Source organism: Kitasatospora nipponensis, assembly GCF_039528135.1.
Taxonomy (GTDB): domain Bacteria; phylum Actinomycetota; class Actinomycetes; order Streptomycetales; family Streptomycetaceae; genus Kitasatospora; species Kitasatospora nipponensis.
This window is the reverse complement of record NZ_BAAALF010000115.1, coordinates 4,916-15,755: the sequence shown is the minus strand read 5'-3', so window position 1 is coordinate 15,755 and position 10,840 is coordinate 4,916. Positions and strand designations below refer to the sequence as shown.

General features: G+C 75.7%; 11 protein-coding genes. 9 read left to right on the top strand and 2 right to left on the bottom strand.

What is annotated here, in order from left to right:
- Window positions 1–131: 131 nt before the first annotated feature.
- Both ABD323_RS26510 and ABD323_RS26505 read left to right on the top strand, forming a co-directional pair.
- Entirely contained in the window at window positions 132–1,961 is a 1,830-nt protein-coding gene (locus tag ABD323_RS26510) for a SpoIIE family protein phosphatase (protein ID WP_344444480.1), read from the top strand.
- Between the two features lie 194 nt (window positions 1,962–2,155).
- Window positions 2,156–2,941: a class I SAM-dependent methyltransferase gene (locus tag ABD323_RS26505; protein ID WP_344444479.1), complete on the top strand. Its 786-nt coding sequence runs from the start codon at window positions 2,156–2,158 to the stop codon at window positions 2,939–2,941.
- A gap of 16 nt (window positions 2,942–2,957) precedes the next feature.
- Here ABD323_RS26505 and ABD323_RS26500 read toward each other — a convergent pair whose 3' ends face one another.
- Window positions 2,958–3,569, bottom strand: coding sequence for a histidine kinase (locus tag ABD323_RS26500; RefSeq protein WP_344444478.1), 612 nt, complete (start codon window positions 3,567–3,569; stop codon window positions 2,958–2,960).
- 160 nt (window positions 3,570–3,729) lie between these two features.
- On the opposite strand from ABD323_RS26500, the gene lnt reads away from it, so the two are divergent.
- Window positions 3,730–5,289 (top strand): apolipoprotein N-acyltransferase, encoded by a 1,560-nt coding sequence (gene lnt / locus ABD323_RS26495; protein ID WP_344444477.1) that lies wholly within the window; start codon window positions 3,730–3,732, stop codon window positions 5,287–5,289.
- 21 nt (window positions 5,290–5,310) lie between these two features.
- Here lnt and ligD read toward each other — a convergent pair whose 3' ends face one another.
- On the bottom strand, window positions 5,311–6,318 hold the full coding sequence (gene ligD / locus ABD323_RS26490; RefSeq protein ID WP_344444476.1) for a non-homologous end-joining DNA ligase: 1,008 nt from the start codon (window positions 6,316–6,318) through the stop codon (window positions 5,311–5,313).
- 101 nt (window positions 6,319–6,419) lie between these two features.
- Between ligD and ABD323_RS26485 the strand changes: the two genes are divergently transcribed.
- From ABD323_RS26485 to ABD323_RS26460, 6 genes are all read left to right on the top strand, one after another.
- The gene (locus tag ABD323_RS26485) at window positions 6,420–7,496 is read left to right on the top strand and encodes an ATP-dependent DNA ligase (RefSeq protein ID WP_344444475.1); all 1,077 of its coding nucleotides are present in this window, start codon (window positions 6,420–6,422) and stop codon (window positions 7,494–7,496) included.
- Between the two features lie 108 nt (window positions 7,497–7,604).
- On the top strand, window positions 7,605–7,850 hold the full coding sequence (locus ABD323_RS26480; protein ID WP_344444488.1) for a DUF3040 domain-containing protein: 246 nt from the start codon (window positions 7,605–7,607) through the stop codon (window positions 7,848–7,850).
- 128 nt (window positions 7,851–7,978) lie between these two features.
- Window positions 7,979–8,473, top strand: coding sequence for a hemerythrin domain-containing protein (locus ABD323_RS26475; protein WP_344444474.1), 495 nt, complete (start codon window positions 7,979–7,981; stop codon window positions 8,471–8,473).
- A 34-nt stretch (window positions 8,474–8,507) separates the two neighbouring features.
- Window positions 8,508–8,789: a DUF6158 family protein gene (locus tag ABD323_RS26470; RefSeq protein ID WP_344444473.1), complete on the top strand. Its 282-nt coding sequence runs from the start codon at window positions 8,508–8,510 to the stop codon at window positions 8,787–8,789.
- A 91-nt stretch (window positions 8,790–8,880) separates the two neighbouring features.
- Window positions 8,881–9,522, top strand: a complete 642-nt coding sequence (locus ABD323_RS26465; protein ID WP_344444472.1) for a TIGR03086 family metal-binding protein — start codon at window positions 8,881–8,883, stop codon at window positions 9,520–9,522.
- 323 nt (window positions 9,523–9,845) lie between these two features.
- Window positions 9,846–10,835: a hypothetical protein gene (locus tag ABD323_RS26460; protein WP_344444471.1), complete on the top strand. Its 990-nt coding sequence runs from the start codon at window positions 9,846–9,848 to the stop codon at window positions 10,833–10,835.
- Window positions 10,836–10,840: the final 5 nt, after the last annotated feature.

Sequence of the window (10,840 nt, the reverse complement as noted above, 5' to 3'; positions counted from 1 at the left end):
GGGGGCGCCGTCGCACCACCCGCACGCCCCTCGCGCGGGGTAGGCGCGGGCACGGCGGAGCCCCGACATCGATGCGATGATCGGATCTGAGGTCCGCCCGGCCCACGAGCACCCCCGCGCGAGGAGGGATCATGGCGCACCACGAGCCGCGCTCCCCCACCCCGCTCACCGTCCTCGGCGACGGCGAGGCGCACGCCCGGCTCGCGACCGTCACCGCGGCCCTGCGCGCCCCCGCCGGCCTCACCGGTCCCACCGCCCCCTCCGGCCTCACCGCCCCCGGCGACCCCGACCCGCTCTCCCCGCTGCTCACCGACTACCGCCTGGTGCGCCAGATCCTGGACCGCGCCACCGTCGGCGTCGCCGTCCTCGACCGCGAGCTGCGCTACCGCTACGTGAACCGCACGCTCGCCCAGATCAACGGCGTCCCGGCCGCCGGGCACACCGGACGGCGGATCGCCGAGGTGGTCCCGGGCATCGACGTGGCGGCGGCCGAGCAGGCCCTGCACGCGGTGCTCGCCGACGGGGAACCGCGGGTGCACACCGTCGAGGGCACCACCGCCTCCGGCCCGGCCACCGAGCTGCGCTGGTGGCACAACGCCTACCACCGGCTGGAGGACCCGGACGGCGTGCCGATCGGCGTGGTGGCGATGGTGCTGGAGATCACCGAGGACCGCAGGATCCGCGACGCGCTGGACCGCGCCGGCACCCGGCTGGCCCTGCTGGACGAGGCGGCCACCCGGATCGGCACCACGCTGGACGTCGAGCAGGCCTCCAAGGAGCTCACCCGCCTGCTGGTCCCCCGGCTGGCCGACGCGGCCGCCGTCGACGTCATCGAAGCGGGCCACCACGTCCACCCCTCCACCGTCCTGACGATGCGCCGGCTCGCCCTGAGCACCACCCCCGCGCTGGTGCGGGCCGGACGCTACGTGGGCGCGGCGGGCGACCTGATCCACCCGCAGGCCTCCTCGGCGGCCGCCCGGTGCGTGGCCGAGCAGGCCCCGGTGGTGCTCAACTCCCCCTCCGACGAGGAGATCCGGGCCACCGCCCCGAACGTCGTGCGGGTCGCCCGCTACCACCGGCTGGGCCTGCACTCGGCGGCCTTCGTGCCACTGACCGCGGGCGGGCAGGCGATCGGGGTGGTGATCCTGGTCCGGGCCGGCGACTCACCGCCGTTCGACCCCGACGAGGTCGAGCTGATGGCCGAACTGGCCGGCCGCGCGGGCGCGGGCATCAGCAACGCCCAGCTCTACGCGCACGAGCACGAGTCCGCGCTGGCCCTGCAACGCGCCCTGCTGGCCGAGCCGATGACCCCGCACCCCGACCTGGAGTGTGCCGGGCGCTACCTGCCGGCGGGGGCCAGCGCCGAGGTCGGCGGCGACTGGTACGACACCGTGGCACTGCCCGGCGGCTCCAGCCTGCTGGTGGTCGGCGACGTGATGGGCCACGGCCTGGACGCCGCCGCGACCATGAGCGAGTACCGCTCGCTCGTCCGCGCGCTGGCCCTCCAGCGCCGCTCGCCCGCCGGGATCCTCCAGGAGGCCGAGCGGATCGTGGAGGCCCTCGACCTGGAGCGGGTGGCGACCTGCCTGCTGGCGCTGGTCGACCCGCGCTCGGGCACCTGCACCCTCGCCGTCGCCGGGCACCTGCCGCCGCTGCTGCTCACCCCCGGCCGGCGCAACGAGCTGCTCGCCCTGCCGGTGGGCCCGCCACTGGGCGCGGGCATCGGCGGCTACCGCCAGCTCACGCTGCCCTTCGCCCCGGGCGCCACCCTGCTGCTCTACACCGACGGCCTGATCGAGCGGCGCGGCACCGACATCGAGGAGTCGCTGGCCGGCCTGTGCGCGCTGCCGCTGGACCCGTGCGCGCCGCTGGAGCACCTGATCGACACCGCGCTGACCGAGCTGGCCGCCGGCCACGGCGAGGACGACGTCGCCCTGCTCGCCGCCCGGCTCTGCCCGTAGGCCCGGGACCCACGGCCCACGGCCCACGACCCACGGCCCACGGCCCACGGCCCACGGCCCACCCGCCCGTAATACCCCGAATACCCTCTTGCCTCTTACCCGATGCGCGCTAGAGTTAGTAACACCCAGCAGGGATATACGCCACTTACTCGGCGCCGCACCATCCGTCGCACCGCCCACGGGAGGGACCCCAGATGACCGACACCCGGCTCGACGCCACCGACACCGCCGCCGAGCGCGCCCACTGGGACGGCTGGCAGCGCAGCTGGGACGCCCAGCAGCAGTGGTACCTGCCGGACCGCGAGGAGCGCTTCCGGGTGATGATCGACCTGGTGGAGGCCGTCGCCGGGCCCGCACCCCGGGTCCTGGACCTGGCCTGCGGGACCGGCAGCATCTCGGAGCGCCTGCTGGCCCGGCTGCCGCGGGCCGTCAGCGTCGGCGTGGACCAGGACCCGGTGCTGCTCACGATCGCCGAGGGCCACTTCCGCACCGAGTCGCGACTGACCCTGGTCACTGCCGACCTCTGCGACCCGCACTGGGCCGCGAAGCTGCCCGCCGGCCCGTTCGACGCCGCGCTGACCGCGACCGCGCTGCACTGGCTGGGCACCGAGGACCTGCTGCGGCTCTACGGCGACCTGGCGGGGCTGCTGCGCCCGGGCGGGATCTTCATGAACGCCGACCACAGCCCCCAGTCGGACATCCCGCTGCTGCTCGCCGCCGACCGGGCCCACCGGCAGCGCGCCCAGCAGGAGCAGCAGGCGGCCGGCGTGCTGGACTGGCGCCAGTGGTGGGAGGCGGTCGGCGAGGACCCGCGGCTCGCCGAGGCGCTCACCGCCCGCCGGGCGCTCTACGACTCGCACGCGGACGGCGAGTCGCACGCGGCCGAGTGGCACCGCAGCGAGCTGCTGCGAGCGGGCTTCAGCGAGGCGGGGGTGGCCTGGCGCTCGGTGACCGACGCCCTGGTCGCCGCGATCCGCTGACGCCCGTGGCGACCCGTCAGCCCCCGCCCGGCCCACCGCCGGGGCCACCGGGGCCGCCGGGACCGTCGCCGGGCCCACCACCCGCCGGTCCGTCCGGCCCGTCCGGACCGTCGCGCGGCTCCTCGTGCTCGGCGCGCACCGCGTCCTCGGCCGCCGCCTGGGCCTCGCGCACCTCGGCGGCCACCTCCTCGGCGAGCCGGCGCTCGAGCCGGCCGCCGTGCCGGCCGGCCAGCGCGTCGGCCGCCCGCGGATCCTGCTCGTGCAGCTCGACGATCAGCATCGTGCCGCCCTCGGCCAGGCCCCGGCTGTAGACCATCAGGCCCTCGGCCGCGTCCTGGAAGTGCCGGATCTCGGCGGCGCCGCCCAGCACCGTGCCCGCCGTCCACCCCAGGAAGACGCCCAGCGGGCCGCCGATCAGCCCGATCAGGCCGCCGAGGATCCCGGTGGCCACGGTGGGTGCCCCGGCGCCGCGCACCCAGCTCTCGGGGGTGTCCAGCAGGCCCTGCGTCGAGCGGCGGAGCACGGCCGCCTGCCGGGCGCCGGGCAGCTCCTTCGCCTCCCGGTAGGCGGCGTGCGCGGCGCTCGGGTCGTCGAAGGTGACGAAGAGCATCGTATCGGTGTCCGGCATCTCGGCTCCTGGCTTCCGGGGCTGTACCGTGCACGCTAGGGCCTGTCCGCTGAGGTGGCGTCAGGACGGCACCCGTCCGGGCGAGGGCGCGATCGCGACACACCCGACGCAAGGGGCGGACGTCATGGTGGGAACGATCGATGAAGCGGACAATCGGACCATGTCGCTCCGCGCCGTGTTCTCCGTCCCCGCCCGGTACGGCGCGCTCGCGGCCGGCATGCTCCCGGTGCTGGCCTTCCCCGCGCTCGACCTCGAACTGCTCGCCTGGGTCGGACTGGTCCCCGGGCTGCTGCTGATGCAGCGCGCCCCGCACGCCCGGGAGGCGGCGGTGCGCGGCTGGTGGTTCGGGGCCGGGTTCGTGCTCGCCGCGATGTACTGGCTGGTCCCCACGGTGGGCCCGGGCCTGCTGCTGATCGCCGCCCTGTTCGGCGCCCTGCAGGGCGCGCTGGGGCTGGCGGTGTGGACCCTGCTGCGGCCCCCGCTCACGGCGGGTCGCGCCGCCGCCGCCCTGGTGGTGGTCCCCGCGGTCTGGGTGGTCACCGAGTTCGCCCGCTCCTGGCAGGCCCTGGGCGGCCCCTGGGCCCTGCTGGGGGCCACCCAGTGGCGCCACCCCACCGTGCTGGCGCTGGCGTCGCTCGGCGGGGTCTGGCTGGTCAGCGCGGCCGTGGTGGCGGTCAACACCGGTGTGCTGATCCTGCTGCTGGCCGGCCGCACGGCGGTCCGGGCGGCCTACGCGATCGCGGCCGCCGCCGTCCTGCTGGCCGGGCCGGTGGTCTTCGCCCTGCAGTCCGCGCCGGGCACCGCCCGGTACGCCACCGTCGCGCTGGTCCAGCCGGGCCAGACCGCGGACGGGGTGGCCCGGGTGGACGCCTCCGCGCGGATCACCGGCGGCCTGGCCGCCGACCCGCCCGACCTGGTGGTCTGGGGCGAGAGCAGCGTCACCACCGACCTGACCCGCGACGGCGCCACGCTGGCGCGGCTGCGCGCCCTGGCCGCGGCCGGCGGCGCGGACCTGCTGGTCAACGAGGACGCGCCGAAGGCCGACGGGACCATCTCCAAGGACGCGGTGCTGATCGCCCCCGACGGCATCCAGGCCCGCTACGCGAAGATGCGGCTGGTGCCGTTCGGCGAGTACATCCCGTTGCGCGGCGCGCTCGGCTGGCTGACCGGCATCAGCAAGGCCGCCGACGTCAACCGCACCCCGGGGCACACCTTCCGGCTCTTCGAACCGGTCGACCGCGCCGGCCGGCCGCTGCCCACCGGCGTGCTGATCTGCTTCGAGTCGGCCTTCCCCGACCTCGCCCGGACGGCCGCGAACCAGGGCGCGCAGCTGATCGTCTACCAGTCGGCGACCTCCACCTTCCAGCACACCTGGGCACCCGACCAGCACGCCTCGCTCGCCGCGCTGCGGGCCGCCGAGACCGGGCGCCCCACCGTGCAGGCCGCCCTCACCGGCGACTCGGTGGCCTTCGACCCGCAGGGACGCCGGCTCGCCCTGCTGGACACCGACCACGTTGGCGCGCTCACCCTGCGCCTGGCGCTGCCCCCGGCGCAGTACCGCACCTGGTACGACCGGATCGGCGACGTGGTCCCGTGGACGGCCGTCCTGGTCACGCTCGGCGCGGCCGGCTACGGCCTGCGCTCACGCACCCGGCGGACCGCCACCACCGCCCCCGCGCCGCCCGGCGAGCCCGCCCCGCTGACCGCCCGGCGCCGCTGACCCGCCCGGCGCCGCCGCGCCTCACTCCTTGCGGGCCCGGCTGGGCTGCACCCGCGGTGGCTCGCCGGGCATCTTCGGGTGGTCCGGCGGGTAGGGCAGCTCCCCCAGCCCCTCCTCGTGCTCCTGGCGCCGGGAGAGCTCCAGCACCGCCTCCAGGTCGAAGGCGTGCTCGGCCAGCTCGGCGAACGGGTCGCCGTGCTCGGCCAGCCGGGCGGGCACCGTGCGCAGCGTGAAGTCGCCCGGCGCCGCCGCGTCCAGTTCCTCCCAGCGCAACGGGGTGGAAACGGTCGCCTCCGGGCGGGCCCGCAGCGAGTAGGCCGAGGCGATGGTCCGGTCGCGGGCCATCTGGTTGTAGTCCACGAAGACCTTCTCGCCGCGCTCCTCCTTCCACCAGGCGGTGGTCACCTGCCGGGGCATCCGCCGCTCCAGCTCGCGCCCCAGCGCGATCGCGCAGCGCCGCACCTCGGCGAAGGTCCAGCGCGGCGCGATCGGCACGTACACGTGCAGGCCGCGGCCGCCGGAGGTCTTCGGCCAGCCACGCAGCCCGTGCTCGGTGAGCACCTCGCGCAGCGCGTGCGCGGCGCGCACCGCGTCCCGGAAGTCGGTGCCGGGTTGCGGGTCGAGGTCCAGGCGCAGCTCGTCGGGGTGCTCGGTGTCACCGCCGCGCACCGGCCAGGGGTGGAAGGTCAGGCAGCCGAGGTTGGCGGCCCAGAGGACGGCGGCCGGCTCGGTGGGGCAGATCTCGTCGGCGAACCGCCCGCTGGGGAAGGTGATCCGCGCGGTGGGCAGCCACTCCGGCAGGCCCTTGGGCGCCCGCTTCTGGTAGAAGAACTCGCCGTCCACCCCGTCGGGGAAGCGCTGCAGGGTGGTCGGCCGCTCGCGCAGGCCGCGCAGCACCGCCTCGGCCACCGCCTGGTAGTAGTGCGCCACGTCCAGCTTGGTGTGACCCGGACCCGGGTAGTAGACCTTGCCCGGGTTGGAGAGCCGCACGCTGCGCCCGCCGACCTGCAGTTCCACCGCTTCAGCCATGCCTCCACGCTAAGCGCGGCCCCGCCGGGCGGCACGCGCGGCGCGCAGCGCACCGGCCGGGCCGCGCTGCGCGCCCGGCCCGGCGGTCGCACCATCGGATCATGGACCTTCCCCTGCTGCCGCCCCTGGACCCGATGCTGGCCAAGGCCGTGGACACGATCCCCGCCGGCATGCACTACGAGGCCAAGTGGGACGGCTTTCGCGCGATCGTCTTCCGCGACGGCGAGGAGGTGGAGATCGCCAGCCGGACCGGCAAGTCGCTGGCCCGGTACTTCCCCGAGCTGCTGACGGCCTTCCGCGCCGAGCTCCCCGCGCGCTGCGTGCTGGACGGCGAGATCGTGCTGGCGCACGACGGACGGCTGCACTTCGAGGAGCTCCAGGAGCGGATCCACCCGGCGGCCTCCCGGGTGGCGCGCCTGGCCGCCGAGAACCCCGCCACCTTCGTCGCCTTCGACCTGCTGGCGCTCGACGACCGCTCGCTCGCCGACCAGCCCCTGTCGGTGCGCCGCCCGGCGCTGGTGGCGGCGCTGGCCGGGGCGGGGCCCTGGGTGCACACCGCGCCGGCCACCACCGACCGGGCGCTGGCGGAGCGCTGGTTCACCGAGTTCGAGGGCGCCGGGTTGGACGGCATCGTGGCCAAGCCGCTGGACCAGCCCTACCGGCCGGGCGTGCGCTCGATGTTCAAGATCAAGCACGGCCGCACCGCCGACTGCGTGGTGGCCGGCTACCGCGAGCACAAGGACGGCCAGGGCGTCGGTTCGCTGCTGCTGGGGCTGTACGACGCGACCGGCACGCTGCAGCACGTCGGGGTCTGCGCCTCCTTCACCGCCGCCCGGCGCCGCGAGCTGGCCGCCGAGCTGGCCCCGCTGCGGATGGCCGACCCCACCGGCCACCCGTGGGCGGCCTGGGGCGAGGAGGAGGCGCACGAGAGCAACCGGATGCCGGGCGCGCCCAGCCGCTGGAGCGGCGGCAAGGACGCGCAGTGGATCGCGCTCCGCCCTGAACTGGTCTGCGAGGTCGCGTACGATCACATGGAGGGGACGCGGTTCCGGCACACCACCCGCTTCCGGCGCTGGCGCACCGACCGGTCCCCGCAGAGCTGCGACTACACCCAGCTGGACGAACCGGTCGGCAGCGACCTGGCCCACCTGCTGGACGGCGGCTCGCCGGACCGCTGACCGGCCCGTGGGCGTCCACACCCCACCCCGAGGCGGCTCGGCTCCGAACCACCAGTGCGCGGGGAGCGCGAGCGGGGGCGGAACCCGAAAGGACGACAGGTGAGGATCATGGTCCTCTCACGGCAGGAAGCGCGCGAGAGCCGGCGGATCGAGCTCAGGCTGGCGGCCGAGGACCCGGCACTGGCGCGAAGATTCGACCAGTGGCAGCGCAGCCGCGCGAGGGTCGCCGCGGCCGCCGCGCTGGCCGCCGGCCGCGACCCGGGCGACGACCCCGCGGACGACCCGATCGACGGGCCCACCCGGCTGCGCCGGCTCTGGCGCGAGCTGCTGCGCGGCCGCATCCCGCTGCCCTGAACCACGGCCCCGATCACGGCCCCGACCCGCTGCCCCGACCCGCTGCCCCGACCCGCTCGACCGCCCGTCGGACCGTTCGGTTTGGCACCATCGAGTCAGGGGGCGCGAGCCCGAGAAGGTGAGAGCCGATGTCCAGTGACGCGATCGTGCTGCTGAAGCAGGAGCACAAGGAGCTGCAGCGGCTCTTCCGGGCGTACCAGGCGACCGGCGAGGGCGACCTCGACGGCCGTGCCGAGCTCGCCGAGCACATCGTGCACGACCTCACCGTCCTGTCGTACCTCTACGACGAGGTGCTCTACCCGCTCGTCGTCGCACTGCTCCAGGACCCCGCGCACGAGGTGCTGCGGGGCTACCAGGACCACCGGCCCACCGACCGGCTCTGTGAGGAACTGGTCGACCGCTCGCCGGGCGACCCCGGCTTCGACGCCGCCGTCACCGCCCTGATCAGCGCCGCCACCCGGGAGATCGAGCAGGACGAGCGGGTCTGGTTCCCGCTGCTGCGGGCCGCGGTCGGGCGCCGCGAGCTGCAGGAGATCGGCACCCGGCTGCTGGCGGTGCGCGAGACCGCGCCACGCCATCGCCCCCGGCCGGTTTCCGACGCCGCCACCGGGGCACCGGGGTAGCAGGGGGTTTCGTGAGTTCGAGGAGGCTTCCGCCATGCGACCGACCGCCACCACCGACGGCGCCCCCGAAGGCATCGCCGCCACCAGCCTGCTCGGCGAGCGGCTGCTGCACGAACTGGAACAGCTGCACCGGACCCGGCACGAGACCTTCCTGTACGGATCCGACGACGCGCTGCGCCACCACACCGAGCGCACCGCCCAACTGGAGGCGGAGTACCTGCGCCGGTTCCCGACCCGGATGGTGACCGCCGGCCGGACCCGCTCGGGCGCCCGGTCCCGGGACGCCGCCGCCCGCGCCGAGGCCACCCCGCACTGACCCGCCCGACCCACCTCACCCGAGCCCCGCCCCACCCGAGGCCCGCCCCACCCGTACCGAGGACCGCTGTCGAGGACCGAGGACCGCCGCGATGACCGCACCGAGCACCAGGGACACCGCCGAGGAGCGCCAACGCGAGGTGCTGCGGCTGCACGCCGAGGCCCTGGCCTCCTTCGGCCGCCGCGTGCAGGGCATCGCCCGCAACCACTGGGACGCCTCGACCCCGTGCAGCGACTGGACGGTGCGCGACCTGGTCAACCACCTCACCGCCGAGCAGCTCTGGGCGCCCGAGATGCTGCTGGGCGCCACCGTCGCCGAGGTCGGCGGGCGCCACCAGGGGGACGTGCTGGGTCAGGACCCGGTCGCGGCCTGGACCGCGGCCGCCGCCGGCGCGCGCACCGCCTTCACCGTCCCCGGCGCCCTGGAACTGACCGTGCACCTGTCCTACGGCGACCGCAGCGCGCTGGACTACTGCGCGGAGATGACCGTGGACGCCACCGTGCACACCTGGGACCTGGCCCGGGCCACCGGCGGCGACACCCACCTGGCCCCCGAGCTGGTGGACTTCGCGCTGACCGTGGTCACTCCGTACGCGGACCAGCTCGCCGCCAGCGGCTACTTCGCCGCCGCCGTGCCCACCCCGCCGGACGCCGACCCGCAGACCCGGCTGCTCGGACTGCTCGGCCGCCGGGGCGCGGTGACGGCCCAGATCGACCCCGAGCGCACCGGCTGACGCAGGATCCACCCGTCACCACCGCAGCTCCGTCGCACCCTCGACAGCTCCGTCACATCCTCCGGCCCCGACCCTGTCGCGGCCGGTCGATGCGTATCCGAACCACTCCCGCCGGCCGTGACCCTGCGTCAGGGCGCACACCCACGACCCCGACCGTGCCGTGACCGCCCCCGGGCAGCGGGACTGAGGGACCGTCGTGTACCGTCACCGCTTCAGCGTGTCGTTTCACGCGTTGTGCCACGCTCAGCCTCCGGCCGGGTCTGCCCCGCGCCGGGGTCGGTGCGCCCCCCACCACCGTGCACTAGTCCCAGGGAGCTACCTCCGTGCACCACCCCCTTCGCCGGACCCTTCCGGCCCTGGCGGTCCTCGGCATAGCCGTGGCCGCCCCGCTCGCCACCGCCGGCACCGCGCAGGCCCACCCCGGCAGCAGCTGCGCCAGCCTCGGCGTCGTGTACTCCACCGACGGCGGCTCGACCTGGACCGCCGCCGGGCGGATGTCCGCCCCGCACGGCGTGATCTCGGTCAAGCTGCAGGGCCAGCCGCAGCCCGGCTGCACCTACGACGTCTCGCTCGCCTCCTACAGCACCCAGGGGCCGACCTGGCAGACCTCCGGGACCCAGGCCTTCCTCGGCTGGGCCACCGCCACCCTCGGCAAGGACCTGCCGCCGGCCACCCTGGACGTCAGCGCGCACCTGCCGACCTGCTTCGGCCAGATCGACCTGTACTCCGGGAACGAGAAGTTCGACGGCAAGAGCAACCCGCTGCCGCACTACCCGAACGGCGTCTTCCCGCGCAACCTGATCACCGCGTGGAACGGCGGCACCGCCTGCCAGCCCACGCCGTCGCCGTCGCCCTCGGTGAGCGCCTCCAGCTCGCCGAGCACCAAGCCCTCCGGCTCGCCCTCCACCTCGCCGTCCTCCTCGCCCTCGCAGTCGGCGAGCGGGACGCCGAGCCCGTCCGCGAGCGCGTCGGTCTCCCCCTCGACCAGCGCCTCGCCCTCGCCCTCGGTGTCGGCCTCGGTCTCCGCCTCGGCCACCCCGAGCCACAGCGCCACCCCGTCGGCCGCTCCCAGCACCTCGGCCGCGGTCGTCCCCACCCCGTCGAACTCCACCGACACCTCCGGCCAGCCGGTCGGCGTGCCGTCGGTGCAGCCGGTCTCCACCGCTCCGGCGGAGGCCAAGCCGGGTACCAGCCTGGCCTTCACCGGTAGCAACGGCGGTCAGATGATCGCCACCGCCGTCGGTGGCGCCGCGCTGCTCGCGCTCGGCACCGGTGCCGTGGTGGTCAGCCGCCGCCGCGCGGCCCGCCGCTGATCCAC

What these genes read in the sequence shown, in the direction of transcription:
- ABD323_RS26510 (WP_344444480.1), top strand. Translation starts at nt 132, where the DNA reads ATGGCGCACCACGAGCCGCGCTCCCCCACCCCGCTCACCGTCCTCGGC.
- ABD323_RS26505 (WP_344444479.1), top strand. Translation starts at nt 2,156, where the DNA reads ATGACCGACACCCGGCTCGACGCCACCGACACCGCCGCCGAGCGCGCC.
- ABD323_RS26500 (WP_344444478.1), bottom strand. Translation starts at nt 3,569, where the DNA reads ATGCCGGACACCGATACGATGCTCTTCGTCACCTTCGACGACCCGAGC.
- lnt (WP_344444477.1), top strand. Translation starts at nt 3,730, where the DNA reads ATGTCGCTCCGCGCCGTGTTCTCCGTCCCCGCCCGGTACGGCGCGCTC.
- ligD (WP_344444476.1), bottom strand. Translation starts at nt 6,318, where the DNA reads ATGGCTGAAGCGGTGGAACTGCAGGTCGGCGGGCGCAGCGTGCGGCTC.
- ABD323_RS26485 (WP_344444475.1), top strand. Translation starts at nt 6,420, where the DNA reads ATGGACCTTCCCCTGCTGCCGCCCCTGGACCCGATGCTGGCCAAGGCC.
- ABD323_RS26480 (WP_344444488.1), top strand. Translation starts at nt 7,605, where the DNA reads ATGGTCCTCTCACGGCAGGAAGCGCGCGAGAGCCGGCGGATCGAGCTC.
- ABD323_RS26475 (WP_344444474.1), top strand. Translation starts at nt 7,979, where the DNA reads ATGTCCAGTGACGCGATCGTGCTGCTGAAGCAGGAGCACAAGGAGCTG.
- ABD323_RS26470 (WP_344444473.1), top strand. Translation starts at nt 8,508, where the DNA reads ATGCGACCGACCGCCACCACCGACGGCGCCCCCGAAGGCATCGCCGCC.
- ABD323_RS26465 (WP_344444472.1), top strand. Translation starts at nt 8,881, where the DNA reads ATGACCGCACCGAGCACCAGGGACACCGCCGAGGAGCGCCAACGCGAG.